Raw genomic sequence first — 26131 nt, forward strand, 5'->3', positions numbered from 1 at the left:
TCCGGCAGGACGAGGGCCGAGTTCAGGCCGCCCATCTCCGACTGGACCGGGATGCCCCGGGCCGTGGCGGCACGCGCGACCGCCTGGCCGACGGCTGTCGAGCCGGTGAAGGAGACGACATCGGCGGCGGAGACGAGGGCGTTGCCCTCGGTCGCCCCGCCGGGCAGCACGGTGAACACCCCTGCTGTCAGGCTCTGCTGGACGATCTCTGCCAGCCGCTGGGCACACGCCGTCGCTTCCGGAGCGGGCTTGAGGACGACCGCGTTGCCCACGGCGAGTGCCGGGGCGGCCTTCCAGCTCGGGATGGCGAAGGGAAAGTTCCAGGGAGTGATGAGGCCCGCGACGCCGTGCGGGCGCCGGCGGGTGAGGAGGAGTCCGGGGCCGGCCGCGGGTTCGTGGACGGCTCCGGTGGGTTCGTACGGGGCCTGGGCGTAGTACCGCCAGATCGCGACGGTCCGCGCGACCTCGGCCCGGGCCTCGGCGAGCGGCTTGCCCACCTCGCGCACGGCGAGGTGGGCAAGCTCGTCAGCGGCGGCCTCGATGCCGGCGGCGACCGCGGTGAGGGCCGCCGAACGGGCGGCCGCGCCACCGATCAGCCAGCCGGGCTGGGCGGCACGGGCCCGCTCGACGACATCAACCGTCGCAAACGCGCCGGGAGTCGGGATGTTGAGGAGTACGTCGGTGGGGTCGGCCGGGTTGTGGGAGACGATGCTGGTCACAGGAGGAAGCCTCCGGGGAAGGGGTCGTCCGGGTCGAGGAAGTACTGGGCGGTGCCGGTGATCCAGGCGCGGCCGGTGACGGTCGGGACGACGGCGGGCACGCCGCCGACTTCGGTCTCGGCGGTGAGCCGGCCGGTGAAGCGGGTACCGATGAAGGACTCGTTGACGAAGTCGGTGTCCAGCGGCAGCTCGCCGCGTGCGTGGAGCTGAGCCATGCGAGCCGAGGTGCCGGTGCCGCACGGCGACCGGTCGAACCAGCCGGGGTGGATGGCCATGGCGTGCCGGGAGTGGCGGGCGTCGGAGCCTGGGGCGGCGAGGTAGACGTGCTTGACCCCGGCGATCTCCGGCTTCTCCGGGTGGACCGGCCGCTCGGGTGAGGCGTTGATCGCCTCCATGATCGCCAGTCCGGCCGCGAGGATGTCGTCCTTGCGGTCGCGGTCGAACGGCAGGCCGAGGTCGTCCAGGCGTACGAAGGCGTAGAAGTTGCCGCCGAAGGCCAGGTCGTAGGTGACCGTCCCGTACCCGGGGACGGTCACCTTGCGGTCCAGGCCGACGCAGAAGGCGGGCACGTTGGTGAACGTGACCGACTTCGCCGCACCGTCCTCCACCTGCACGTCGACGGCGACCAGTCCGGCCGGGGTGTCGAGCCGCACGGTGGTGACCGGTTCGGTGACCGGCACCATGCCGGTCTCGACGAGGACGGTGGCGACGCCGATGGTGCCGTGGCCGCACATCGGGAGCAGGCCGGAGACCTCGATGTAGAGCACGCCGTAGTCGGCGTCGGGCCGAGTGGGCGGCTGGAGGATCGCGCCGCTCATCGCGGCGTGCCCGCGCGGCTCGTACATCAGGAGCGTACGGAGGTGGTCCAGGTGCTCCATGAAGTGCAGCCTGCGCTCGGCCATGGTGGCGCCGGGGATCACCCCGACACCCCCGGTGATCACACGCGTGGGCATGCCTTCGGTGTGCGAGTCGACGGCATGGAAGACATGACGCGTACGCATGGGCTTCCTTTCGGGGGTTGGGCGGGCAGGTCAGAAGAACGGGCCCCGGCCGGCCGTGGAGGCCGGCGCGGGTCCGTCGGCCGGGCCGCGTCAGCGGCCCTCAGCGGTGGCCGTCGGCGACGGCCTTCTCGGTGGCGGTCCGCACTCCGGCCTCCGTGGCGCCGGTGAGCGGGAGCCGGGGCGGGCGCGTGGGGCCCCCTCGCCGGCCCGCGATGTCCATGGACAGCTTGATCGACTGCACGAACTCGGTCTTCGAGTCCCAGCGCAGCAGCGAGTGCAGGGACCTGTACAGCGGCAGCGCGGTGGCGAGATCACCCGCGACCGCGGCGTGGTACAGCTCGGCGCAACTCGTGGGAAAGGCGTTGGGGTAGCCGGCGATCCAGCCGACCGCACCCGCCAGCGCCAGCTCCAGCAGGACGTCGTCGGCGCCGATCAGGAGGTCGAGTTCCGGGGCGAGCTCGGCGATCTCGTAGGCCCTACGGACGTCGCCGCTGAACTCCTTCACGGCCACGATGCTGCCGTCGGCGTGCAGACGGGCCAGCAGACCCGGAGTGAGGTCGACCTTGGTGTCGATGGGGTTGTTGTACGCGACGACCGGGACACCGGCCCCGGCGACCGCCGCGTAGTGCGCGCTCACCGCCTGCTCGTCGGCACGGTAGGCGTTCGGCGGCAGGAGCAGAACCGAGCCACAGCCGGCCTCGGCGGCCTGTTCGGCCCAGCGCCGGGACTCGGCGCTGCCGTAGGCGGCGACGCCCGGCATGACCCGCGCGCCGTCGCCCGCCGCTTCGACGGCGGTACGGACGACCTGGGCCCGCTCCTCGTCGGTGAGGGTCTGGTACTCGCCGAGCGAGCCGTTGGGGACGACGCCGTCGCAACCGTGAGCGATCAGCCAGGCCACGTGCTCGGCGTAGGCGTCGTAGTCGACGGACAGGTCCTCACGGAAGGGAAGGGTGGTGGCGACCATGATGCCGCGCCAGGGACGGGCGCTGTTCCAGCCGGTGGTGGTCATGTCAACCTTTCGATAGTGTGTGACATTTTACTCAGTCCTGCGAGGGGCCGCTAGGGTCCTCGCAGGACTGTCGGCCCAAGGGCTTCGGCCTGCGGGCTTTCGGTTTACGGGGCTCCGGTCTACGGGGCTTCGCTCGGCTCGGCCCCCGGCGCCGTGGTCTCGTCGAGGCCGGCGAGCGTCGCCAGCGGAACCGGCACGGCGAACGGGCGGCGCTCGGCAGGGGGTTCGCCCTGGCCGTCGCGGGCTGCCAGGCAGGAGACGGCCGGCCCGCACATCCGCCCCTGGCACCAGCCCATGCCGGCGCGGGTGAGCAGCTTGACCGTTCGTGCGTCCCGCGCTCCGAGTTCGGCGACCGCCTCGCGGATCCGCCCCGCGGTGACCTCCTCGCAGCGGCAGACGTCCGTGGCGTCGTCGAGCCATGCAGTCCAGCCGGGGCCGGGAGCGTGGACGGCGGCCATGACGTCGGCGAAGGCGCGCGTGCGGTCCCGGCGGCGCCGCAGTTCGGCGATCCGCCCCGCACCGACGCGCCGCCCGTCGCGCAGTCGCGCGGCCACCGCCCGCCCGGCCAGCTCGCCTTCGGTACGGGCCAGTTCGGCTCCGCCCACGCCTCCGGTCTCCCCCGCCGCCCACAGACCGCGGACGGAGGTCTCCTGGAGGTCGTCGAGAGCGAGACCCAGCGTGCGGTCCGGCAGAACGCGGGTGGCGCAGCCGAGCGAGGTGGCCAGCTCGATCTGGGGCACGAGCCCGTGCCCGACGGCGAGCGCGTCGCAGACGATCCGGCGCTCCGTCCCCCGCACGGGCCGCCAGTCGCGGTCGAGGCGGGTGACGGTGACGGCTTCGACCCGGTCGGCGCCGTGCACCTCGGTGACCGCGCTGCGCAGCCGTACGCGGACGCGGTGGCGGAGCAGGGCGGCGCCGTGGACCAGGCCCTCGGCGGCCTTCCGGGAGTTGGTCAGGAGCACCCGGGGGTGGCGGGCGTAGGACAGGTATCCGGACGCCTCCACCACGGCCGGCACCCGCGCGCCTGCGGCTGCCAGCGACGAGGCGACGGCGAGCAGCAGAGGGCCGCTGCCCGCCACCACGACGCGCCGGCCGGGCAGGACGAGACCGGACTTGAGCATGGCCTGGGCCCCTCCGGCGCCCACGACGCCGGGCAGCGTCCATCCGGGGAAGGGCAGCTGACGCTCGTACGCGCCGGTGGCGAGCAGCAGCGCACGGGCTCGCACCCGGACCGGCCGTTCCGCGGCGCCGTCGGCGCCGGTGACAGCGTGCACCGACCAGGAGCCGTCGGCCTCCCGCACGACGGACCACACATGGTGCCCGGCGAGGTGGGCGATGTCGCCGGCCGCCAGGCGGCGTCGCAGGTCCGAGAAGGCGGACCAGTCGTGGTGCAGCGCCTCGGGCCGCACGGCGCCCAGGGCCGGTGCGGGATGCCGGTAGAACTGGCCGCCGGACTGGGGTGCGGAGTCCAGCAAGGCGACGGAGAGGCCGAGTTCGGAGGCGGCGACAGCGCCGGCGAGTCCGGCGCAGCCCGCTCCGATGACCACGAGGTCGTAGGAGCCGGACGGTTCAGTCACCGAGTCGGTCATGACCGTGCCCTTCCTGGGTGGTGATCACGTCGCCAGGCCGGGCGGGGACCAGACAGGCCCGGCGGTTGGGCTGTCCGTTGACGGTGGCGAGGCAGTCGTAGCACTGGCCGATGCCGCAGAACGCGCCGCGCGGCCGGCCGCCGCCGCGGGTGGTGCGCCAGGCCAGGATGCCGGCGCCCCACAGGGCGGCGGCGACGGTCTGCCCGGGCAGGACGACGACGGGGCGCCCGTCGAAGGTGATCTCGAACGGCGGATCGGGCTGCGCCCCGACCAGGTCGGCGGGGGTGCGGGCCATGGGGCCTCCTCTCGTGGTGGGTGCGTGACGGGCGCGACGGCGGGCTCACAGCAGGGGCGGATCGAATCGCTCCGGTCTGAACGGCCGTATGTCGAGGGGCGGTTCCCCGCCGGTCAGGCAGGCCGCGATGACCAGGCCGGTGGCCGGCGCCAGTCCGATCCCCGCCCCTTCGTGCCCGCAGGCGTGCAACAGCCCGGGCACCCGCGGGTCGGGCCCGATCGCGGGCAGATGATCCGGAAGGTACGGGCGGAAGCCCGCATACGTCCGGATCGCGCGGACCCCCGCGAGGAGCGGGAACAGCGCGGTGGCCCCGGCGGCGAGGCGACGCAGAACCTCGGTGGAGAGCGTCCGGTCGAAGCCGACCCGCTCCCGGCTCGCGCCGATGAGGACCGGACCCGCCGGGGTGCCCTCGACGACCGCCGAGGTCTGCAGTGCGGCGGAGCCGCTGGCCACGTCCGCCACGTAGTCGGCGGCGTACACCTTGTGGCGCACCACCTGCGGCAGCGGTTCGGTGACCAGGACGAAGCCCCGCCGGGGCAGCACGGGCAGCTCCACCCCCGCGAGCCGCGCGAGTTCGCCGCCCCAGGTCCCGGCGGCGTTGACGACGTAGGGGGCGTGGATGTCGCCGATCGCGGTCCGCACCCCCCGAATCTCTCCGGTCGCACCGGTCAGCAGGCCGGTGACCTCCTCCCCGAGTCGCAGGCGGATCCGGTCGCCGCCGGTGCGCAGCAGATGCGCGGCGGCGTGGGCGGGCATGACCTGGGCGTCCTGGGGATAGTGGAACCCGCCCGCCATGCCGGGAGCCAGGTGGGGCTCCAGATCGTGGAGCCCCTCCCCCGGAATCTCCTCGGACGTGATCCCCGCCTTGTGCTGGCGGGTCGCGAAGTCGCGCAGGGCGCGCATCCCGGGCTCGTCCGCGGCGACGACGAGGCCGCCCTTGGGTTCGTACTCGATCCGCGGCGGGAGCAGGTCGGCCAGCTCCCGCCACAACGTGATGGACAGTAGGGCGAGTTCGAGCTCGGGGCCCGGTTCCTTGTCGGAGACCAGGAGGTTCCCCTCGCCCGCACCTGTCGTGCCGCCGGCGACGGAGCCGCGATCGACGACGGTGACGGTGAGGCCGGCTTGGGCGGCGTAGTGGGCGCAGGCCGCGCCGACGACGCCGGCGCCGACGATGATGACGTCCGAGGAATTTCTCGTGGGCACAGCAGTAATATTTCACATGGCACTGAGCTTGCCAAGACCCTGACCGGAGATCCCCATCCTCACCCCCAACCTCCGCGCACCGTCGGACACGGATAGGTAACGGACCGCCCGATGGGTTGTCAGTACAATTTCACATTACTATGTTACAGGTCACATTCCAGCCACCCTCGGCTGTCCGACTGCTCTCGGAGTGACCCCAGATGGACAAGCGCACGTGCACCACCCTGGCCACCGCCCTGGTGGCGGCTCTCACCCTCGGCGCCGCCGGCTGCTCCGGCGGAAAGAAGGCCGACGACGGCCGGGACCGCAAGAACCCCGCGACCGCCAACAACGGCGCGGTGGTCGGCGGGACTCCACAGAAGGGCGGCACCCTGACCGTCCTGTCCAACCAGGACTTCCAGCACCTCGACCCCGCCCGCAACTGGGTCATGAACGAGATGGACTTCGGCACCCGGCTGCTCTACCGCACCCTCGTGACGTACAAGGCGGAGCCCGGCGCCAAGGGCGGGGAACTGACCCCCGACCTCGCCGAGGACCTCGGCACCCCCTCCAACGGCACCAAGACCTGGACGTTCAGGCTCAAGAAGGGTCTGAAGTACGAGGACGGCTCGCCCATCACCGCCCAGGACGTCAAGTACAACGTGGAGCGGTCCTTCTCACCCGACCTGACCGGCGGCCCCGACTACGCGGCCCGCTACCTCGCCGGCGCCGAGGGATACCAGGGACCTGCCCAGGGCAAGCACCTCGACTCCATCAAGACCCCCGACGACCACACGATCGTCTTCGAACTGCGCAAGCCCTTCGCCGAGTTCCCCTACGCCGCAGTGCTGCCGACGTTCGCCCCGGTGCCGAAGGCGAAGGACAACGGCCCCCAGTACGACAGCCGCCCCTTCTCCTCGGGCCCCTACAAGATCGAGACGTACGCCCGGGACAAGCAGATGGTGCTGGTGCGCAACCCGCACTGGGACCCGAAGACCGACAGCGTACGCAAGGCCTACCCCGACAAGATCGTCGTGACGATGGGGCTCAAGCAGAACCAGATCGACGACCGGCTCATCGCCGGCACGGGAGCCGACGCCTCCGCCGTGCCCTGGGGCAAGCTGCGCCCCGAGAGCACGCCCAAGGTGCTCACCGAGCCCGACGTGAAGGCGCGCCTGCTGGCCGAGTCCAGCAACTGCCACGACATGGTGCAGATGCACACCGGCCGGGCGCCGTTCGACGACATCAAGGTCCGCCAGGCGGTGCAGTACGCCCTCGACCGCGAGGCCATCCTGACCGCGAACGGCGGTCCGGCGCTCAACGACCTGTCCACGGCCCTCATGCCGGGCTCCCTCTTCGGCGGCAAGCAGCCCGACACCCTGAAGATCCCGGTCACCGGTGACGTGGCGAAGGCCAAGCAGCTCCTCAAGGAGGCCGGCAGGGCAGACGGCTTCGCCACCAGCATCACCGTCTCCAACGGCGACAAGGGAATCGGCGAGGCGATCCAGCAGTCCCTCGGCCGGGCGGGGATCAAGGTCACCATCGAGACCGTGGACCCGTCGGCGTTCTACGACACCGTCGGCGACACCAAGAAGCGTACCGACCTCGTCTTCACGGGCTGGTGCCCGGACTACCCCTCCGGCTCCACCTTCCTGCCCTTCGTCTTCGACGGCCGCTTCATCAAGGAGAAGGGCAACTCCGGTAACCACTCGCTGTTCCGCGACGAAGCGACCATGAAGCGGATGGACGAGATCGCCGCCATGACGGATGCCGCACAGGCCAACAAGGCCTGGCAGGACCTGGACGGCGTGATCCTCGCCAAGGCTCCGACCGCGCCCACCATCATCGAGCGCTGGCCGCTGGTGCTCGGCACCAACATCGCCGGCGCCTTCGGACACACCTCGTTCGGTGGTCAGATCGACTACGCCACGATCGGCCTCAAGAACCCCTCCAAGAGCGGGAACTGAGGGGCACTCACTCATGTCCACCACCTCCCCGCCCCTGCGTGAGGGCAGCGGGCCCTGGCAGCTCGCACGCGCGGAACTGCGCCGCCGCCCCTCCGTGAAGATCTCCCTCGCCGTCGTCGCGCTCTTCGCGCTCATGGCCGTGGCCGCCCCGCTGCTCAGCGCGCTGGGCGGCTGGGGCCCTGAGGAGTTCGACAAGACGGCCGTCGACCCCTACCTCGGCGGCCTCCCGCTCGGCCCGCTCGGCGGGATCAGCGCCGACCACTGGCTCGGCGTCGAACCCGTCACCGGCCGCGACCTGTTCGCCCGCGTCGTGCACGGCGCCCAGGTGTCCTTGCTCATCGCCTTCGCCGCCACCGCGATCGTCGTGGCCGCCGGCGTGGCGGCCGGGACCGCGGCCGGCTACTTCGGCGGCCGCACCGACACCGTGCTCTCCCGGCTGATGGACCTGACCATGTCCTTCCCGTCCCTCATCTTCATGATCGCGATGATGTCGGCAGCCCGAGACGTCAACCGGATCGTGCTGATGACGGCCGTCATCGGCCTGTTCGGCTGGCCGGGCATCGCCCGCGTCGTCCGTGGCCAGACCCTGTCGCTCAAGCACCGCGAGTACGTCGACGCCGCGCGCGTCGGCGGCTCGGGGCCCTGGCGCATCCTCACCCGGGACATCCTCCCGGGCGTCGCCGGGCCGGTCATCGCCTACACGACCCTGATCATCCCCGGGATGATCGCCACCGAGGCGGCCCTCAGCTACCTCGGCGTCGGCGTCCGTCCCCCCACGCCGTCGTGGGGGCAGATGATCGCCGAGAGCGTCGCCTTCTACGACACGGACCCCATGTACTTCCTCGTCCCGAGCCTCTGTCTCTTCCTCACGGTGCTCGCGTTCACCCTGCTCGGCGACGCGCTGCGCGACATCCTCGACCCGAGAGGAAGCCGCACGTGATCCTCTACCTCGGCCGCCGGCTGCTCGGCGTCGTCGGCGTCCTCGTCGCCATCGCCGCAGTCACCTTCACCATCTTCTACGTCCTGCCCTCCGACCCGGCCGCCGCGGCCTGCGGAAAGTCGTGCAGCGCGGAGCGCCTGGAGGCGATCCGCACCCACATGGGCCTGGACCAGCCGTTGTGGCGCCAGTTCGCCGACTTCGCCACCGGCATCTTCACCGGCCGCACCATGGGAAGCGGCCAGTACGCCCTGCACTGCGACTTCCCCTGCCTCGGCTACTCGTACGAGAACAGCCAGGCCGTCTGGGACCTCCTCGTCGACCGGCTCCCGGTCTCCGCCTCGCTCGCCCTCGGCGCCGCCGCGATCTGGCTGCTCCTCGGACTCTCCGCGGGCGTCGCGGCGGCCCTGCGCAAGGACACCCTGACCGACCGGGTCCTCATGATCGGGGCGGTCGCCGCCGCCTCCCTGCCGGTCTACTTCACCTCGGTCATGCTGATCTACGGGCTGATCCGGGTGGCCGGGCTGCTGCCCTATCCCGCGTACACGCCCTTCGGCTCCGACCCGCTCGGCTGGGCCTCGAACCTGCTGCTGCCCTGGCTCGCGCTCGCCGTCCTGTACGCAGCGATGTACGCGCGGCAGAGCCGGAGTTCGATGATCGAGACCATGGCGGAGCCGTACATCCGCACCGCCCGCGCCAAGGGCCTGCCGCGCCGCACCGTCGTCGTCAAGCACGGCCTGCGGGCGGGCATGACGCCGATCCTCACCATCTTCGGCATGGACCTCGGCGGACTGCTCGCCGGCGCCGTCATCACCGAGTCCATCTTCGGACTCCCGGGCATCGGACGGCTCTTCTACGGCGCGCTGTCCACCGGCGACCAGCCGGTCATCCTCGGCGTCACCCTGCTCGCCGCCGCCTTCATCGTCGTCGCCAACCTGGCCGTCGACCTGCTGTACGCCGTCGTCGACCCGAGAGTGAGGTACTGATGACCGCCCTGTTGTCCGTCCGGGACCTCACCGTCACCTTCCCGACGCCGCGCGGCCCCGTCCGGGCCGTGGACGCCCTCTCGTTCGACGTCCCGCGCGGCCGCACCCTCGGCATCGTCGGCGAATCCGGCTCCGGCAAATCCGTGACCTCGCTCGCCGTACTCGGCCTGCACACCGGCGCCGAGGTCGCCGGCTCCGTCACCCTGGCCGGCCAGGAACTCGTCGGGCTGCCCGAGCGCGAGCTGAACCGGCTGCGCGGCCGGAGGATGGCGATGATCTTCCAGGACCCGCTCTCCAGCCTGCACCCGTACTACACCGTCGGCGAGCAGATCGCCGAGCACCACCGGGTGCACTTCGGCTCCCGCCGGAGAGCGGCACGCGAGCGGGCCGTCGAGGCGCTCGCCGAGGTCGGCATCCCGGAGCCGCGCCGCCGGGCCGGGGAGTACCCGCACCAGTTCTCGGGCGGGATGCGCCAGCGCGTGATGATCGCCATGGCGCTCGCCTGCGAACCGGAGCTCCTCGTCGCCGACGAGCCGACCACGGCGCTCGACGTCACCGTCCAGGCCCAGATCCTGGAACTGATCGCCCGGATCCAGCAGGAACGCGGGCTCGCCGTCGTCATGATCACTCACGATCTCGGGGTCGTCGCCCGGGTGGCCCACGACGTCCTGGTGATGTACGGCGGCAGGGCCGCCGAACAGGCCCCGGTGGACGCTCTGTTCGCCGAGCCGGCCCACCCGTACACCCGAGGACTGCTCGACTCCCTGCCGCGCCTCGACGACCACGACGACACCCCGCTGCGGGCGATCCCCGGCAGTCCGCCGTCTCTCCTCGCCCCCGCTCCGGGCTGCGCGTTCGCCCCTCGCTGTCCACGGGCCGCGGCGGCGCCGGACGACGCGCGCTCCCGCTGCGAGACCGAGCGCCCCGAGCTCGGCGGACCGGCCGGGCACCCGGTCGCCTGCCACTTCCCCGCATACGAAGGCGTCGCCCCATGAAGAACGAACCGCTCCTGTCCGTACGGGAGTTGACGACCACCTACCCCGGGCGGCGGCGCGCCGCCCCGATCCGGGCCGTCGACGGCGTCAGCTTCGACATCACGGCCGGCGAGACGTTGGGCCTGGTGGGAGAGTCCGGCTGTGGCAAGTCCACCACCGGGCGCACGATCGTGCGCCTCCTGGAACCGTCCGCCGGATCCGTCCGCTACGACGGCCGTGACATCGGCCATCTGTCGCAGCGCGAGCTGAAGCCGCTCCGCAAGGACCTCCAGATGGTCTTCCAGGACCCGCATTCCTCCCTCAACCCGCGGCAGACCGTCGCCCGCATCATCTCCGACCCGCTGCTGGTGCACGGCAGTTCGGCGGCCGACGCGCGCAAGAGGGCGGCGGAGCTGATGGAACTGGTCGGCCTCATCCCGGAACACATCGACCGCTACCCGCACGAGTTCTCCGGCGGCCAGGCCCAGCGCATCGGCATCGCCCGCGCCCTGGCCACCAGCCCCCGGCTCGTCGTCGCCGACGAGCCCGTCTCCGCCCTCGACGTCTCCGTCCAGGCCCAGATCGTCAACCTGATGGAGCGCCTCCAGCGCGAACTCGGCCTCGCCTACCTGTTCATCGCCCACGACCTCTCCGTCGTCAAGCGCGTCTGCGACCGGGTCGCCGTGATGTACCTGGGCCGGATCGTCGAGATCGGGGACAAGGAACGGGTGTACGCGGCCCCCGCGCACCCCTACACGCGGGCCCTGCTCTCCGCCGTCCCCCTGCCCGACCCGGTCGCCGAGCGGACCCGGGAGCGGATCACCCTGCTCGGCGACCCGCCGAGCCCGGCCGCTCCCCCGCCCGGCTGCGCCTTCCACCCGCGGTGCCCGAAGGCGCAGGCGGTCTGCCGCACGGAAGCCCCGCCTCTGCGGATCGGCGCCCCGGGCGAGGCCCGCCAAGTCGCCTGTCACTTCCCCGAGACCGCCTGACGGCGGAGGGCCGGCACACGGGTGTGCCCCGGGGACGATCTGTCCCGGGGCACAGCCGTCACTGCCGGGCTACCACTTGGTGACGCGGACGGTCTCCCCGTACCCGTCGGCGCCGAGCACCTCGATACGGACGCCGGCGGTCGCGTCGGTGAACGACTCCCCCGCCCAGAAGGGGGCGTCGTCCAGGGAACGGCAGCCGGTCGCCGGAGTGGCGTTCGGCTTCGCGTCGACGACACGGACCGGCCCCTGGCCGGTCGGGACGGAGGCGTCCACCTTGTAGACCAGCGCGCCGGTCGAGCAGGCGCCGCTGTCCGCCTGGACCGCCCGTCTCGACTCCACGACGTACGCGGTGGCGGGGCCGGTGCGGATCACCGCCAGCTTCGTGCCACTGCCGTACTCGACCGCGGTGAGGTACACGGTGTCACTGCCCGCCGAGGCCCGGCACACGACCTGGCTGTCCGCGGTCCAGCCGAGCTTCCAGGAGTGCCAGGCGAAGAACTGCGACCCGCGTCCGCCGATGAGCCCCATGACGTCCCAGCCCGCGACGAAGCGGTGGGCGTCCGTGCCCGTGAAGCCGTACAGGTCGGGCAGTCCGAAGGCATGGCCGGTCTCGTGGGCCACCAGCTTGGGCCCCCAGTGCCACATGTCCTGGCCGAAGGTCACAGCCCACTTGAGCAGCGTTCCGTCGGCCCGGACGCCCGCCGTCCCGGGGTCGTGGACGTAGGTGGGCGTGAAGGAGATGGCCGCGGCGTTGCGTGTCGCGACGACGTAGACCATGTCGTACCGCGAGAAGTCCACGGCCGGATCGGCTGCGGCGACCGCATCCTTGACGTAGGCCTCGTGCGTCTCGTGGGTCAGTCCGCGCGCGAAGCCGTAGTCCGTGGAGTTGCGCGGCATCCGCGCCCACTGCCGGTGCTGGGTGACGGCGAGCCATGCCTTGCCGTACGAGGCGTTCCACAGCCAGTCGGCGCCCGGCGTGAGCTGCGCGGCGTCATCGGCCGGGGCTTCGGTCGCGGGCGCGTCGGGGAAGTCGACGAAGATCATGCCGACCCGGACCGTTCCGGCGGGGCGCTTGAAGACGGACCAGTCCGTGTCGTGCCCTTCGTCCGTCCAGCCGGTGGTGCCGTCCAGGGCACAGGCCGAGACGGGATCGGTGGCCGCGCGGGCCACCGGGGCGGTGCCGGGCAGGAGCAGCAGCAGAGCCGCGAGCAGGGGCGCCCAGAACACGGCGCGTACGGGCAGGACGGAGGGGCGCACTCTCACGTGATCACGACCTCTGAACCGATGGTGTGTGACATTTCACATAGCTTGCGGTGGCACGAGGGTGTCCGGAAGCTGTCGTCGGTCCATAACATCCGCGCCATGGATCTGGAGGTACGCCATCTCCGCGTGGTGTGCGCGATCGCCGAGGCCGGCAGTCTCACGCGCGCAGCCGCCTCGCTCGGCATGACCCAGCCCGGGCTCAGCGCCCAACTGCGGCGCATCGAAGCCATGCTGGGCGGAGTCCTGTTCCACCGACGGCAGGAGGGGGCCGTCGCCACCCCCTTCGGAGAGCTGGTGCTCGACCGGGCCCGCTCCGTCCTTCCCGGCATCGACGGCCTGATCGCCGACACCGCCCGCGCGGCCCGCCGGATGTCGGCCTGCGACCGTGTCCGCATCGGCTCGGTCGGCGCACCCCTTCTCGGCCAACTCGTCCTGGCCGTCAAGTCCGTACTGCCGGACGCCCAGGTGACGACGCGCTGCCAGCACTCCCCCGTCACGCTGCTCGACGAGTTGGCGGCGGACCGGCTGGAGGCGGCGGTACTCGGCGACCACCCCGACCAGCGGCTGCCGCACCGTGACGGCGTGATGCTCCAACCCCTCGCCACCGAACCGGTCTTCGCCCTGCTGCCCGCCGCTCATCCGCTGGCCGAGCTGGAAGAGGTCCCGCTCGCCGCCCTCCTGGACGAGGACTGGGCCGTGCCCCGGCCGGACGGCGACCGCACCCGCGAGTACTGGTCGTCCCTCTGCGCGGCGGCCGGGCGCCACCCGTTCTCCCCGTACGAGGCCGAGGGCCGCCCGCTGATCGAGCTGGTCCGCGCGGGTCTGGCGGTCAGCCTCTGCCAGGCCACCTTCCTCGAGGTCCCGGGCACCGCCGTACGCCCCCTGACCGGAAACCCCCTGTGGTACCGGCACATGCTGGCCTGGCACGCGGACGGCCCGCTCGCTGCCCACAGCGACGACATCCTCCACCGGGTCGCGGCCGGCCACCGGGACGCCTGCGCCGCCGCCCCCGCGTACGCGCGCTGGCGCGCACGACATCCGCAAGCGACAGGCGCTACAGCGACCTGAGTGCGTACCGGCCGAACGAGGACCGACGAGAGGACTCGGGCACCAGACGCAACGTGGCTACCACGACGGGATGAGCGACGACACGTACGACGACGTCGCCCCCAGCCGATCAGGTGCCTCGCGGGCCGGGAGACCCTTGTCGCTGGGCACGCTCAGGCGTGCGACCCAAGAGTCACCGCTCACCGGCCAGGTCGAGATCACCGCCTCGGGTCCCGACAGGGGTCTGCGCCGACTTGGGTCGGCGCCAGGGGCGGGCGATCGGGTGGGAGACGGGCTGCCACCAGGGGTCGACCGGGACCGCGCCGGCCGGTTCGAACGGCTGGCCGGGGCGCGGGAGGGCGACGGACTGGCCGGCCTCCTCCCCCGCGTCCTTCGTCCACTCGCCGGGCTCGGCCCAGGGGTGCGGGGCCAGATTGAAGGTGCCCCAGTGGATGGGCAGCAGGACGCCCGCCGGGCGACCGCCCTGAAGGTCGAGGTGGGCGCGGACGCCCTCGGCCGGGGTCATGTGGATGTCCGGCCAGAACTCGGAGTACGCGCCGATCTGGATCATCGTGGCGTCGAAGGGGCCGTGCGCCGCGCCGATCTCCTGGAAGCCGGGGAAGTATCCGGTGTCGCCGCTGTGGTAGATCCGGTGGGCGGGGCCGGCGACGACCCAGGAGGCCCACAGGGTGTGCTGCTGATTGCGCAGGCCGCGGCCGCAGAAGTGGCGGGCCGGGGTGGCGGTGAGGGTCAGCTCGCGGACCGCCGTGGACTCGTTCCAGTCCAGCTCGCGCAGCCGGCCGGGCGACACGCCCCAGCGCTCCAGGTGGGCGCCGACGCCCAGGGGGACGACGAAGAGCGTGTCGGTGGTGGCCAGCGCCTTGATCGTCGGGAGGTCGAGGTGGTCGTAGTGGTCGTGGGAGATCACGACCGCATCGACCGGGCCGAGTGCGGCGAGCGGCAGCGGGACCGGGTGCAGCCGCTTGGGGCCGGCGAAGGCGAAGGGGGAGCAGCGGTCGCCCCAGACGGGGTCGAAGAGGATCCGGTGGCCGTCGATCTCGGCGAGCACGCTGGAGTGGCCCATCCAGGTGAGCCGCAGGCCGGAGGCCGGGGGCTTGGCCAGGTCGGCGAGCGTGGTCGGGTGCACAGGAAGCGTGCCCATGGGGGCGCGGCGGATCCGCGACTCCTTGTGGAAGTAGATCTTGGCGAACTCGGCGGTGGAGCCGGAGGGCCGGTGCCGCGCGGACACGGGGTTCTGGAACACGCCGTCCGCGAAGTTGGGCGAGCGGCGGATCCGGTCCATCCGCTCTCCCGCGGGATCGGCGCCGAAGGCCTCGGGCCGCAGAGAGCGCAGCCGGGCGCGCAGGGAGGAAGCGGAGTCAGCGCCGGTCACAGCACCTCCTGGGGTTCGGGATTCCATTATGGACGGGTGGTACGACAATGCGGCCCGGACGGCGTGCGCCGGACCGGTCCGCTGCTGATACCAAGGCCGAAACGGCCGGAAGAATTCCGCGCCTCGCTCCCGGGCCGGCGCGGCCCCTCCCGCCTCGGGCGCATTGACAGGCCGCGCGCGTCGCTCCAATACTGAATGAAGGTTCAGTAAGCCGCTAGGAGCACCCTTCATGAGCACCGCCCCCCTGCTGTCCGTCGGCTGGACCGACCACGTCACCGGACGCCGCGGGTACCTGGTGGTCGACCGGCTGGTGCGCGGGGTGGCCAGCGGCGGGCTGCGGATGCGGGCAGGTTGCACCCGCGCCGAGGTCGCGGGGCTCGCCCGGGGCATGACGATGAAGGAAGCCCTGCACTACGACCCGGAGGCGCGGTACGTCCCGCTGGGCGGCGCCAAGGGCGGCATCGACTGCGACCCGCGCGACCCCGACGCGTACGGGGTGCTGGTCCGCTACCTGCGCGCCATGCGGCCGTACATCGAGCGCTTCTGGACCACAGGCGAGGATCTCGGCCTCACCCAGGACCTCGTCGACCGGGCGGCCGCCGAGGCCGGGCTCGTCTCACCGGTCCAGGCCGTCTTCCCGCTGCTCGACGACGAGACGGCGGCCCGGCGACGGCTCGCCGACGCGTTCGCCCTCGAGGTCGAGGGCATCGGCCTGGACGCGCTCGTCGGCGGCTGCGGCGTCGCCGAGTCGGTGCTCGCCGTGCTCGACCGGGCCGGGGAGCCGTGCGCCGGCGCGCGGGTGGCGCTGCAGGGCTTCGGCACGATGGGCGGCGCGACGGCCCTGTTCCTGCACCGGGCCGGGCTGCGGGTCACGGCGGTCGCGGACGAGCGGGGGACCATCGTCAATCCGGCGGGCCTCGACGTGCCGGCGCTGCTCGCCGCGCGGGACGCGCACGGCACGGTGAACCGCGCCGCCCTGCGGCCCGGCGACCGTGCGGAGGCCGGGTTCGCCTGGCTCTCCGCGGACGTGGACGTGCTCGTGCCCGCCGCGGTCTCGTACGCGGTGGACGCCGAGAACCAGGCGTGGATCACCGCCCGCTGGATCGTCGAGGCGGCGAACATGCCCGTACTGCCGGAGGCGGAGGAGCTGCTGACGGCCCGCGGCGTCACCGTCCTGCCGGACGTGGTCGCCAATTCCGGCACCAACGCGTGGTGGTGGTGGACCCTCTTCGGCGACATCGGCCCCGACGCGGACGAGGCCTTCGCGCACACCCGGCGGGCGATGCGGGCGATGGTCGGGGACACGCTGGACCGAGCCGACAAGGATGACACGACGCCGCGCGCGGCGGCCCACGCGCTGGCCGAGGACCGGATGGCGGCGCTCGCGGAGCGGCACGGCTGGTACGCGGCGCACGAGCCCCTGCCAGGCGCGTAAATGATCATGCCCGTGTCATGCGCTGTGTAAGGTGACGGCGTGGCGAGAGTGCGGTTGAGCGTGGCGGAGCGGCGTGAGGAACTGCTGCGGGCCGCCGTCGCGCAGATCGAGGAACGCGGAGTCGCGGCCGTGCGGATCGCCGACGTCGCCGCCGCGCTCGGGGTGAGCAACGCGCTCGTCCTCTACCACTTCTCGACCAAGGAGAAGCTCGTCGCCGAGGCGTTCGCGTACGCCGCCGAGAGCGACCTGGCCCATCTGCGCAAACTCCTGGGCCGCCGCACCACTGCCGTCCGCCGGCTGCGGGCGGCGGTGCGCTGGTACGCCCCCACCGGACAGGCCAAGGGTTGGCGGCTGTGGATCGAGGGCTGGTCGGCGTCGCTGCGCGAGCCCGCGCTGCGGGACGTCGCCGGGGACCTGGACCAGCAGTGGAAGGCCGCGCTGGCCTCGGTCATCGCCGAGGGCGCTGCGGCCGGCGAGTTCCCCTGCGAGGACCCGGCCGCCGCCGCCTGGCGGCTGACCGCGTTCCTCGACGGGCTCGCCGTGCAGATGATCTCCTACACCGGCTCCCTCTCCCGCGCCGCGATGCTGGAGTGGGCCGACCAGGCGCTGACCCGCGAACTGGGCCTGTCCGACGGCCACCGTCGGGCCGACTGAACCACCGACGGGGTCAACGGGCGCGGGCGGGCGGCGTCTGCTCGACGAGGACGGCCGTCGTGCGGTCCAGGAGGTCGCACAGAGAGGCGTGCTCGGCGGGCGTGAACGCGGCGGTGAGCGCCCGCTCAAGGACGATCACCTCGCCGTAGGCCCGGTCGAGCACCGCCCGGCCGTCATCGGTCAGCGTCGCGATCTGCACCTTGGCGTGCACCGGCGACGGGTCGCGACGGATGAGCCCCTTGCCCGCCATGTTGGTCAGCACCGTGGCCATGGTCTGCTGCGTGACCCCACAGGACCGCGCCGTCTGAGCTGCGGACATGCCGCCCTCGCGGGAGAGGGTCAGCAGCACCGTGTACTGCGTCATGGTCAGCCCGTGGCCGCGCAGCACGGCCTCGTGGTGCGCCATCAGCGCCTGCTCGGCACGCCTGATGCGGGTGCAGAGGTACTCCTCGACCGGGATGTCCGCCACGTTCTCACTCCCATACGCAGCATTCTGCGTTGACTCAGGTACCTGTGACGCCATAGCGTCTGTGCTGTCACAGGATACTGAGTCAGCACAGGAGGCTGCATTCATGAGGGCGATCATTCTCGGCGGCGACGACGAGTACCGCTTCACCGAACTCGACGAGCCCGTCCCCGGCCCCGGCGAGGTCGCGATCCGGGTGGCGTACGCCGGCATCCAGTGGGGCGACACGATGGTCCAGGACGGCCACTTCCCCGTGTCGCGCCCCTTCGTCCCCGGCTTCGAGGCGTCCGGGCACATCGTCGCGGTCGGCGAGGGCGTGGACGAGGGCCGCGTGGGCGAACCCGTGACCGCACTGACCACGTCCGGCGCGTACGCCCAGGTCGTCGTGGCCCCCGCGGTACTCGCGTTGGCCGTCGGCGACCTCCCCCTGCGGACGGCGGCAGCCTTCGGCTGGGGCACTCCCACCGCCTACGACCTGGTCAACACCGCCGCACGCGTGCAAGCGGGCGAGACCGTACTGATCCACGCCGCCGCCGGAGGAGTCGGCACCCTCGCCGCCCAGTTCGCCCGACTGGCCGGCGCGGGAAGGATCGTCGGGGTGGTCGGCAGCGCGACCAGGGCCGAGTACGCCACCGGCTTCGGCTTCGACCGCATCCTCCTGCGCGACGAGTTCCCGACCGAGCTCGGCGACGACCGCTTCGACGTGATCCTCGACCCGGTCGGCGGCCGAACCCGCCAGGACAGCCTGCAGGCACTGGCACCGCACGGCCGACTGGTGGCCTACGGCAACATCAGCACCTACGACCCCGTCCTCGCCGACACCAACGACCTGCTCATGCAGGGCAAGTCGCTCATCACCTACAACAGCAACCTCCTGGCCCACACCCACCCCGACCGCCTGGCGGCCTCCGCCGGCCAGGCCCTCGACCTCCTGGCCCAGGGGCGCATCCGAGTCGACGTCACCGCCGAGTACGACCCCACGGATCTCGCCCTCGCGGTCCAGCGCCTCCGCGAAGGCGCCACCCACGGCAAGAGCGTCCTCCGGATCCCGGCGGGCGGGCTGACGGTCACAGGGGCATGAGGTCCGGGCGCTTGGCTTCCACGTGGTCGCCGGAGCTCTCGCCGCGCAGGCGGCGGCCGATCCACGGGACGAGGTACTCGCGGGCCCAGAGAATGTCGTCGCGGCGGACCTCCAGGGGGCCGCGCGGCGGGAGCGGGGGCCAGGGCTGGTCGGGGTCGGCGGGGACCGGGAGGCCGAGGACCTGGGCGGCGCGCAGGGCGACCCGGGTGTGGCCCTCGGGCGAGAGGTGCAGCCGGTCGTCGTCCCAAGCCCGCCTGTCCTGGACGGACTTGAGCGACCACAGGTCCAGGACCGGGCAGTCGTAGCGGTCCGCGACGGCGCGCACATGCGCGGTGTACGTCGCGATCTTGCCGCGCAGGTGCTTGAGCACCGGCACGTCCCGGGTGTCGAAGCCGGTGGTGACCATGACCGTGCCCACGGCGGAGGTCAGGTCGGCCACGGCGCGCTCGAACCGCTCGGCGACGTCGTCGGGGTCGGACCCGGGCCGGATGATGTCGTTGCCGCCCGCGCAGAAGGTCACCAGGTCGGGGGCGAGTTCCTTGGCCCGCGGGACCTGTTCCTCCACGATCTGGTCGAGGAGCCTGCCGCGCACCGCGAGATTCGCGTATCGGAACGCGTCGTGCTCGGGCAGCTGGTCGGCGAGCAGGACCGCGAACCGGTCCGCCCAGCCGACGTAGTTCCCGTCCGGGCCGGGGTCTCCGACGCCCTCGGTGAAGCTGTCGCCGATCGCCGCGTACGACCCGAATACGTCACTGTCTCTTGATCTCGAATCGTCTGCCACGGGAGCACATTTTTCCCTCGTGCATGTGACCTACGCGACCGTAAGGAGGGGTTGACGGACAGTGAGATACGCCACCGTTCAAGATTCGTCCAACCCGGAATACGCCGGAGGCCCGGCGCGTACGGATACGCGCCGGGCCTTCGGGGTTGCGCTGTGCTGTGCGTCAGATCGAGACGCCGTGGCTGCGCAGGTAGGCCAGCGGGTCGACGTCCGAGCCGTAGCTCGGGCCGGTGCGGATCTCGAAGTGCAGGTGCGGGCCGCTGGAGTTGCCGGTCGAGCCGGAGAGCCCGATCTGCTGGCCGCCGCGCACGCTCTCGCCGGCCGAGACGGCGAGCGAGGAGAGGTGCGCGTACTGCGAGTAGGAGCCGTCCGCGTGCTGGATGACGACCTCGTTGCCGTACGCGCCGCCCCAGCCGGCGGAGACGACGGTGCCGGCGCCGACGGCGCGGACGTTCGTGCCGGAGGAGGCCATGAAGTCGACACCGGTGTGGTAGCCGGAGGACCACATCGAGCCGGCCATGTGGTACGGGGTGGAGATGCCGCCGTCGACGGGGGCGACCCAGCCGGAGGCGGCCGGGGCGGCCGCGCGCTCGGCGCTGCGGGAGCTGCGGGTCTCGTCGGCGGCGGGGGCCGCGGCCTTCTTCGGAGCCGGCTTCGGCGCGGCCTTGCGCTCGGCCTTCGCGGCGGGCTTCGGCGCGGCGGCCTTGGCGGTCGACTTGGCGCCGAGGGTGAGCTTCATGCCCGGCAGGATCAGCGAGGGGTTGTCGCCGACGACCTGGCGGTTGTCCTCGTAGAGCTTGTGCCAGCCACCGGCCAGGTGGTGCTCCTGGGCGATCTTGGACAGGTAGTCGCCGCGGACGACGGAGTAGATCGTGGCCTTGCTCTTGGCCTTGGCCTTCGCGACGGCGCCCTGCGGAGCGGCGGCCGGCTGCGCGGCGGCCACGGCGGCGACGGCCCGCTCGGAGGTCACGCTCGGGGCGGCCTTCTCGGCGGCGTGAGCCCCGGTGGCGCCGAACAGCGGGAGGGCGACGACGGCGCCGCTGGCGCCGGCGGCGACGAATCCCCGCGTGATCGGATTGGCCTTGGGACGGCGATGCTTACCCTTCGCGGGCATGGCGAATTCCTCTCCGTCGCCTGCGAGGTGAGCTGTCGGGTTCGGACTGGAGATGTCCGGTCGCGAGTCGTACGCGACTTCACCCCGAGCCGTCCTCTGCGTGAGGATCGGCGAATTACCTGGGTCCCCCGCTCCTGCCACACGTGAGTGGGTGCGGAATCCGGACGGTGGCAGGATTCGGCGGTCCGACCGGAGTGAGCGCGACGCTAGACGAGCGGGGTCGGGGCAAACAAGCCACGATTTCCCTTTTGCATTCCCCGTCGTGATATTCACCAGGAATTCCGGTCACCCTCCGTGGATGACGGATCTTCGCCTCCCTTTCCGCGCACGGCATTTGGGAAAGACGATCAGGCACGGACGGTCACGCTTATGACGCTCCTCACGCCCCGGAACCCATCTCACCTATAACTAGGGCGCGTTATCCCGAAATCCCCAATTCGGACAGTTCGCGCATTCCAGCCCGAGGGGGTGCGCCCAAGGGGGTCCACCCTGGATGATTGCCTGAGGAACCGATTACCAGAAGACCAGGAGCATCCGTGACGCAGCAGACGCCGCAGGCCCCGTCGACCGAGCCCGAGCTGACGGGGGTCCGCAACTTCCGGGACGTGGCCGGGCTGCCGACCGTGGACGGCAGGGCCATGGCCCCCGGCCGCCTGTTCCGCAGCGGACACCTCGCCCACGCCACCGCGGAGGACGCGGCATTCCTGTCGGCCCTGGGGCTGCACACGGTCTTCGACTTCCGCAATGAGGCCGACCGCAAGATCGAGGGCGCGGACGTCGAGCTGCCCGGCGTGCGGAACGTGAACATACCCCTCAACGACCCGGCGGACGGCAAGGAGTTCTGGAAGCTGGTGCGCACCGGCGACCTGGCGCAGCTGCGGGAGATTCTGGGCGACGGCAAGGCGGCCGGCCGGATGTCCGATTCGTACCGGAAGATGATTGTCCAGCGGACGCCGGAGCACAGCCGGATCCTGCACGCGATGGCCGAGGACAGCGTGCCGGCGCTGATGCACTGCGCGGCCGGCAAGGACCGCGCCGGCCTGTCGATCGCGGTCTCGCTGCTGGCGGTAGGCGTCGAGCGGGAGGCCATCGAGGCCGACTACGTGAAGTCGAACGAGCCGCACCGCCGCTACAAGGTCCAGCGCAGCTCCACCGCCCCGGACGGGCTGGCCCCCGAGGTCATGGAGCTGCTCGCCCCGCTGTTCGACGCGCGGGTGGAGTACCTGCGGGCCGCGTTCGAGACGATGGAGGAGACGTACGGCTCCGTCGAGACCTACCTCACCGAGGGCCTGAAGCTCTCCGCCGAGACGCGCGAGCTACTGCGCGCCCGGCTGCTCACGGAGGCGTAAACCCCGCAGGGGGTCCGCAGCGGTTGCTCCCTAGTTCTGGCCGCCGAGCGAGAAGAGCAGGTACAGGAAACCGGCGAAGAGGTGGCCGGCCACCAGGTAGGCGAAGAGGCGGAGCACAAGACCCTTGGGGAACTTGCCGTTCCCGCGTTCCTGACCGGTGATCGCAGTGGACTTGTCGGACATATCAGTAACCTCCGCTAGGCACACGGACTCGTGGTCGCGTGAACTCGTGGATCAACGCCGGTGCGGAGTCGCGTCGCCGAGGCACAGCTCGGCGGCGGGGCTCTGCAGCAGCGTGTGGACGAACAGCAGCTCGGCGCCGTCGCGGGTGGCCGCGCCGATCCGGTGCGGGGTGAGCGAGTCGAAGTGCGCGCTGTCCCCCGGGTCGAGTACGTGCACGGCGTCCCCGAGCGCGAGCCGGACCCGGCCGTGCAGCACGTGGAGCCACTCCTCGCCGGGATGGACCCGCACGATGTCGGACCGGGTGGCGTACGGGACGTGCACCCGGAGCGCCTGGAGCGCCCGGCCGGCGCCGCCCGCCTGGTGGTACACCCAGCCGTCCGCCTCGACGGGCTCGGACCGGTCCGCCCGGACGATCGGGTCGTGCTCCGCGGGGACCTCGCCCAGGAGGGCGGAGACCGTCGTACCGTAGATGCGGGCGAGGGCCAGCAGCATCGGCAGCGAGGGCTGTCGGCGGCCGGTCTCGAGGCGTGACAGATGGGCCGGCGAGAGGCCGGCCCGCTGGGCGGCGGCCTCAAGGGTCAGCCCGCGGCGGCGGCGCAGACCGCGCAGCTGCGGGGCGACGTCCGGCAGGACGTCCGGGGCGGCGTCCGGGGCGGGCTCCCCGGAGAGGTGCTCGTGCTCCATGCCCCCATTCCGCCAGGATCTTTCCTCTGAGGCAACTTTCTTGCCCCAGAGGCAAAACCCGGGGACGTCCGCCCGTCAGCGATTGGCGGCCGCCCGTCAGCGCTGTGCCACCGCCTGCTTGACCAGCGTCTTCCCGAAGTCCCACATCAGACCGCCCCCGCCGTGGGCGTCGTCCATCACCTCCGTGAACGCCGCCACGAACCGGTCCACGTCCGCCTCGTCGATGATCAGTGGCGGGATCAGCTTGATCACCTCCAGATGGTCCCCCGACACCTGCGTGAGGATCCGGTGCCGCTGGAGCAGCGGCACCACGACCATCTGCGCGAAGAGACCCTTCCGGGCCGCCTGCAGCATGGTCCAGCGGCTGCGCAGCCCGAGCGAGGAGGGCCGGCCGAACTCGATCCCGATCATCAGCCCCCGGCCGCGGATCTCGTGCAGCAGCTCGTAGCGCGGCACGAGCGCGCGCAGCCGGTCGGAAAGCAGCCCGCCGACCCGCCGTACGTGTGCGACCGTCCCCTCGTCCTCCATCACGCTGAGCACCGCGAGCCCGGCGGCCATGGCCTGCGCGTTGGCGCCGAAGCTGGCGGAGTGGACGAGGACCCGGTCCATCGACGAGTAGACCTTCTTGAAGATCCAGTCCTTGCCGAGGGTCGCGCCGACCGGCACGTACCCGCCGGACAGCGCCTTCGCGACGCAGACCAGATCCGGCTCCACACCGTCCTCGTGCTGGTAGGCGTAGAAGTCGCCGGTGCGGCCGAGCCCGGTCTGCACCTCGTCGACGATCAGCAGCGCCTTGTGCCTGTGCAGCACGTCCTGCGCGGCCCGCAGGTAGCCCGGCGGGGCCTCGTGCACGCCCTTGCCCTGGATCGGCTCGACGATCAGCGCCGCCACGTCGCCGCGGCGCAGCTCCCGCTCCAGGGCGTCGAGGTCGCCCAGCGCGATCGCGGTGTCCGGCAGCAGCGGCGCGAAGCCGTCCCGGAAGCCCCGCTCGCCGTTCACCGACAGCGAGCCGGTGGTGAGGCCGTGGAAGGCGTGGTCGCAGTACAGGACCCGTGGTCGGCCGGTGGCGTACCGGGCGAACTTCAGGGCGGTCTCCACCGCCTCCGTGCCGCTGTTGCCGAAGAAGACCCGGTCGAGGTGCGGGCTGTGGGCCAGCAGCCGCTCGGCGAGCAGGCCGGGCAGCGGCGGGCAGTCGAAGCGGGTCAGGTCGGGGAGCGAGGCGTCGAGGACGTCGTGCAGGGCCTTGCGGACCACCGGGTGGTGCCGGCCGAGCCCCATCACGCCGAAGCCGGCCAGCATGTCGAGGTGGTCGTTGCCCTCGGCGTCCCAGAAGTGGGCGCCCTCGGCCCGCTCGTAGACCTTGTCGAAGCCGATGGTGTGCAGCATGCGCGGCAGCTGGTGGTTCAGGTGCTTCGCGTGCAGCTCGTACCGCTCCGCCCCGCGCTCGGCGAGCAGCCGCCCGAGGTCGAAGCCCTTGGCACCGGCGGGGCCCGCAGGCCCACCGGTCGCCCCGGTCGCTCCGTTCTCTCCACTCTCTCCGGTCGCTCCAGTCGCTCCGTTCGTCATTCCTGGCTCTCCTTGGGTACGAGCGGGTCCGCGCCCGCGAACGGGTCCGCACCGTCCAGCGTCTCCCGGCCGGCGAGCGCCGCGCCGATCCGGCCGGCGACCTCCACCGAGGTGAGTCCGATCTCGGCCATGACCTCCTTGCGGGAGGCGTGGGCGAGGAACTGCTCGGGGATGCCGAAGGTGCGCAGCGGTACGTCCACCCCGGCGTCCCGCAGCGCCTGGCCGACGGCCGCCCCGACGCCCCCGGTACGGCTGTTGTCCTCGACGACCGCGACCAGCCGGTGACCGGCGGCCAGCGGGGCGAGCGCCTCGTCGACCGGCTTGACCCAGCGGGGGTCGACGACGGTGCAGCGCACGCCGCGGCCGGCGAGCAGCTCCGCGGCCCCGAGGCAGACCCCGGCCATCACGCCGACGGAGACCAGCAGCACGTCGGCGGCGTCGTCCCGGCGCAGTACGTCCATGCCGCCGATCCGGCCCACGGCCGGCACCGGCGGCCCGACCGACTCCTTGGGGAAGCGCAGCAGCGTCGGCGCGTCGTCGACGTCCACGGCCTCGCGCAGCTGCGCCCGCAGCTGGTCGGCGTCGCGCGGCGCGGCGATCCGCAACCCCGGCACGACCTGGAGGATCGACAGGTCCCACATCCCGTTGTGCGAGGGCCCGTCTGCGCCGGTGACACCGGCCCGGTCGAGGACGAAGGTGACGCCGCACCGATGCAGCGCCACATCCATCAGGACCTGGTCGAAGGCCCGGTTGAGGAAGGTCGCGTACACGGCGACGACCGGGTGCAGCCCGCCCGTGGCGAGGCCGGCCGCGGAGACGGCGGCGTGCTGCTCGGCGATGCCCACGTCCCAGACCCGGTCGGGGAAGCGCTCGGCGAACTTCGTCAGTCCGACCGGGTGGAGCATGGCGGCCGTCAGGGCCACGACGTCCTGCCGTTCCCCGCCGATCTCGGCGAGCGCGTCGCCGAACACGGAGGTCCACGAGGGGCCCGCGGGCGGCGTGAGCGGCAGACACGTCAGCGGGTCCATCGCGCCGACGGCGTGGAACCGGTCGGCCTCGTCCTCCAGGGCGGGCCGGTAGCCGCGGCCCTTCTGGGTCAGGCAGTGGACGAGCACCGGGCCGTGGAACCGCTTGGCGCGGCGCAGCGCGGACTCGACGGCGGCGACGTCGTGGCCGTCGACGGGGCCGACGTACTTCAGGCCGAGGTCCTCGAAGAGCCCCTGGGGCGCGAAGGCGTCCTTGAACCCCTTCTTCGCGCCGTGCAGCGACTCGTACAGCGGCCTGCCGACGACGGGGGTGCGCTCCAGGACGTCCTTCCCCCAGGACAGGAAGCGTTCGTAGCCGTCGGTGGTGCGCAGGGTCGCCAGGTGGTTGGCGAGGCCGCCGATGGTCGGGGCGTAGGAGCGCTCGTTGTCGTTGACGACGATGACGAGCGGGCGGTCCTTGGCGGCGGCGATGTTGTTCAGC

At 72.2% G+C, this 26131-nt stretch carries 25 protein-coding genes and 1 riboswitch; of the genes, 10 read left to right on the forward strand and 15 right to left on the reverse strand.

What is annotated here, in order from left to right; genetic code table 11:
- From VIU94_RS07065 to VIU94_RS07090, 6 genes are all read right to left on the reverse strand, one after another.
- The coding region (locus tag VIU94_RS07065; RefSeq protein WP_331908709.1) for an aldehyde dehydrogenase family protein at positions 1-719 on the reverse strand (719 nt) is incomplete at its 3' end.
- Positions 716-1720, reverse strand: a complete 1005-nt coding sequence (locus tag VIU94_RS07070) for a proline racemase family protein (protein WP_331908711.1) — start codon at positions 1718-1720, stop codon at positions 716-718. The genes VIU94_RS07065 and VIU94_RS07070, both read right to left, overlap by 4 nt.
- Before the next feature lie 100 nt (positions 1721-1820).
- Entirely contained in the window at positions 1821-2729 is a 909-nt protein-coding gene (locus VIU94_RS07075; RefSeq protein WP_331908713.1) for a dihydrodipicolinate synthase family protein, read from the reverse strand.
- A gap of 119 nt (positions 2730-2848) precedes the next feature.
- A complete protein-coding gene (locus VIU94_RS07080; protein ID WP_331908715.1) occupies positions 2849-4318 on the reverse strand; it encodes an FAD-dependent oxidoreductase in 1470 nt (489 codons plus the stop codon).
- Positions 4299-4613 carry a (2Fe-2S)-binding protein gene (locus tag VIU94_RS07085; RefSeq protein WP_331908717.1) on the reverse strand — a complete coding sequence of 105 codons (315 nt, stop codon included), beginning with the start codon at positions 4611-4613 and terminating at the stop codon, positions 4299-4301. Before VIU94_RS07085 ends, VIU94_RS07080 begins: the two co-directional genes overlap by 20 nt.
- 45 nt (positions 4614-4658) lie before the next feature.
- The gene (locus tag VIU94_RS07090; RefSeq protein WP_331908719.1) at positions 4659-5816 is read right to left on the reverse strand and encodes an NAD(P)/FAD-dependent oxidoreductase; all 1158 of its coding nucleotides are present in this window, start codon (positions 5814-5816) and stop codon (positions 4659-4661) included.
- 200 nt (positions 5817-6016) lie between these two features.
- Here VIU94_RS07090 and VIU94_RS07095 point away from each other — a divergent pair, with 200 nt between their 5' ends.
- The 5 genes from VIU94_RS07095 to VIU94_RS07115 are packed head-to-tail and all read left to right on the forward strand — an operon-like array spanning position 6017 to position 11648.
- The gene (locus tag VIU94_RS07095) at positions 6017-7762 is read left to right on the forward strand and encodes an ABC transporter substrate-binding protein (protein WP_331908721.1); all 1746 of its coding nucleotides are present in this window, start codon (positions 6017-6019) and stop codon (positions 7760-7762) included.
- Between the two features lie 13 nt (positions 7763-7775).
- Positions 7776-8702, forward strand: coding sequence for an ABC transporter permease (locus VIU94_RS07100; protein ID WP_331908723.1), 927 nt, complete (start codon positions 7776-7778; stop codon positions 8700-8702).
- Complete coding sequence (locus tag VIU94_RS07105) at positions 8699-9685, forward strand: ABC transporter permease (RefSeq protein WP_331908725.1); 987 nt, start codon at positions 8699-8701, stop codon at positions 9683-9685. Before VIU94_RS07100 ends, VIU94_RS07105 begins: the two co-directional genes overlap by 4 nt.
- The gene (locus VIU94_RS07110) at positions 9685-10680 is read left to right on the forward strand and encodes an ABC transporter ATP-binding protein (RefSeq protein WP_331908727.1); all 996 of its coding nucleotides are present in this window, start codon (positions 9685-9687) and stop codon (positions 10678-10680) included. The genes VIU94_RS07105 and VIU94_RS07110 overlap by 1 nt, the downstream gene beginning before the upstream one ends.
- Positions 10677-11648 carry an ABC transporter ATP-binding protein gene (locus VIU94_RS07115; protein ID WP_331908729.1) on the forward strand — a complete coding sequence of 324 codons (972 nt, stop codon included), beginning with the start codon at positions 10677-10679 and terminating at the stop codon, positions 11646-11648. The genes VIU94_RS07110 and VIU94_RS07115 overlap by 4 nt, the downstream gene beginning before the upstream one ends.
- Before the next feature lie 69 nt (positions 11649-11717).
- Here VIU94_RS07115 and VIU94_RS07120 read toward each other — a convergent pair whose 3' ends face one another.
- Positions 11718-12911 (reverse strand): M6 family metalloprotease domain-containing protein, encoded by a 1194-nt coding sequence (locus VIU94_RS07120; RefSeq protein ID WP_331908731.1) that lies wholly within the window; start codon positions 12909-12911, stop codon positions 11718-11720.
- 99 nt (positions 12912-13010) lie between these two features.
- On the opposite strand from VIU94_RS07120, the gene VIU94_RS07125 reads away from it, so the two are divergent.
- A complete protein-coding gene (locus VIU94_RS07125; protein ID WP_331908733.1) occupies positions 13011-13979 on the forward strand; it encodes a LysR family transcriptional regulator in 969 nt (322 codons plus the stop codon).
- A gap of 172 nt (positions 13980-14151) precedes the next feature.
- Here VIU94_RS07125 and VIU94_RS07130 read toward each other — a convergent pair whose 3' ends face one another.
- Positions 14152-15351, reverse strand: a complete 1200-nt coding sequence (locus VIU94_RS07130; RefSeq protein ID WP_331908735.1) for an MBL fold metallo-hydrolase — start codon at positions 15349-15351, stop codon at positions 14152-14154.
- A gap of 229 nt (positions 15352-15580) precedes the next feature.
- Between VIU94_RS07130 and VIU94_RS07135 the strand changes: the two genes are divergently transcribed.
- Together VIU94_RS07135 and VIU94_RS07140 are read left to right on the forward strand one after the other, a co-directional pair.
- Positions 15581-16786 carry a Glu/Leu/Phe/Val dehydrogenase dimerization domain-containing protein gene (locus tag VIU94_RS07135; RefSeq protein WP_331908737.1) on the forward strand — a complete coding sequence of 402 codons (1206 nt, stop codon included), beginning with the start codon at positions 15581-15583 and terminating at the stop codon, positions 16784-16786.
- A 39-nt stretch (positions 16787-16825) separates the two neighbouring features.
- On the forward strand, positions 16826-17440 hold the full coding sequence (locus VIU94_RS07140) for a TetR/AcrR family transcriptional regulator (RefSeq protein ID WP_331908739.1): 615 nt from the start codon (positions 16826-16828) through the stop codon (positions 17438-17440).
- 13 nt (positions 17441-17453) lie between these two features.
- Here the strand turns inward: VIU94_RS07140 and VIU94_RS07145 are convergent, their stop codons facing one another.
- Positions 17454-17909, reverse strand: a complete 456-nt coding sequence (locus VIU94_RS07145; RefSeq protein ID WP_331908741.1) for a MarR family winged helix-turn-helix transcriptional regulator — start codon at positions 17907-17909, stop codon at positions 17454-17456.
- A gap of 103 nt (positions 17910-18012) precedes the next feature.
- Here VIU94_RS07145 and VIU94_RS07150 point away from each other — a divergent pair, with 103 nt between their 5' ends.
- A complete protein-coding gene (locus VIU94_RS07150; RefSeq protein WP_331908743.1) occupies positions 18013-18987 on the forward strand; it encodes a quinone oxidoreductase family protein in 975 nt (324 codons plus the stop codon).
- Here VIU94_RS07150 and VIU94_RS07155 read toward each other — a convergent pair.
- A complete protein-coding gene (locus VIU94_RS07155; protein ID WP_331908745.1) occupies positions 18974-19768 on the reverse strand; it encodes an SGNH/GDSL hydrolase family protein in 795 nt (264 codons plus the stop codon). The two genes, VIU94_RS07150 and VIU94_RS07155, sit on opposite strands and share 14 nt — an antisense overlap.
- 163 nt (positions 19769-19931) lie before the next feature.
- On the reverse strand, positions 19932-20882 hold the full coding sequence (locus tag VIU94_RS07160) for a peptidoglycan DD-metalloendopeptidase family protein (protein WP_331908747.1): 951 nt from the start codon (positions 20880-20882) through the stop codon (positions 19932-19934).
- 2 nt (positions 20883-20884) lie between these two features.
- A riboswitch (cyclic di-AMP (ydaO/yuaA leader) is annotated at positions 20885-21046 on the reverse strand.
- Between the two features lie 372 nt (positions 21047-21418).
- Between VIU94_RS07160 and VIU94_RS07165 the strand changes: the two genes are divergently transcribed.
- Positions 21419-22231: a tyrosine-protein phosphatase gene (locus tag VIU94_RS07165; protein WP_331908749.1), complete on the forward strand. Its 813-nt coding sequence runs from the start codon at positions 21419-21421 to the stop codon at positions 22229-22231.
- Positions 22232-22261: 30 nt separating this feature from the next.
- Here the strand turns inward: VIU94_RS07165 and VIU94_RS07170 are convergent, their stop codons facing one another.
- From VIU94_RS07170 to VIU94_RS07185, 4 genes are all read right to left on the reverse strand, one after another.
- Positions 22262-22414: a DUF6126 family protein gene (locus VIU94_RS07170; protein WP_331908751.1), complete on the reverse strand. Its 153-nt coding sequence runs from the start codon at positions 22412-22414 to the stop codon at positions 22262-22264.
- A 51-nt stretch (positions 22415-22465) separates the two neighbouring features.
- On the reverse strand, positions 22466-23098 hold the full coding sequence (locus VIU94_RS07175; RefSeq protein ID WP_331908753.1) for a helix-turn-helix domain-containing protein: 633 nt from the start codon (positions 23096-23098) through the stop codon (positions 22466-22468).
- A 96-nt stretch (positions 23099-23194) separates the two neighbouring features.
- Positions 23195-24664 (reverse strand): aminotransferase class III-fold pyridoxal phosphate-dependent enzyme, encoded by a 1470-nt coding sequence (locus VIU94_RS07180; protein ID WP_331908755.1) that lies wholly within the window; start codon positions 24662-24664, stop codon positions 23195-23197.
- The coding region (locus VIU94_RS07185) for a 1-deoxy-D-xylulose-5-phosphate synthase N-terminal domain-containing protein (RefSeq protein ID WP_331908757.1) at positions 24661-26131 on the reverse strand (1471 nt) is incomplete at its 5' end. The genes VIU94_RS07180 and VIU94_RS07185, both read right to left, overlap by 4 nt.

It is taken from the genome of Streptomyces sp., from assembly GCF_036566765.1.
Classification (GTDB): domain Bacteria; phylum Actinomycetota; class Actinomycetes; order Streptomycetales; family Streptomycetaceae; genus Streptomyces.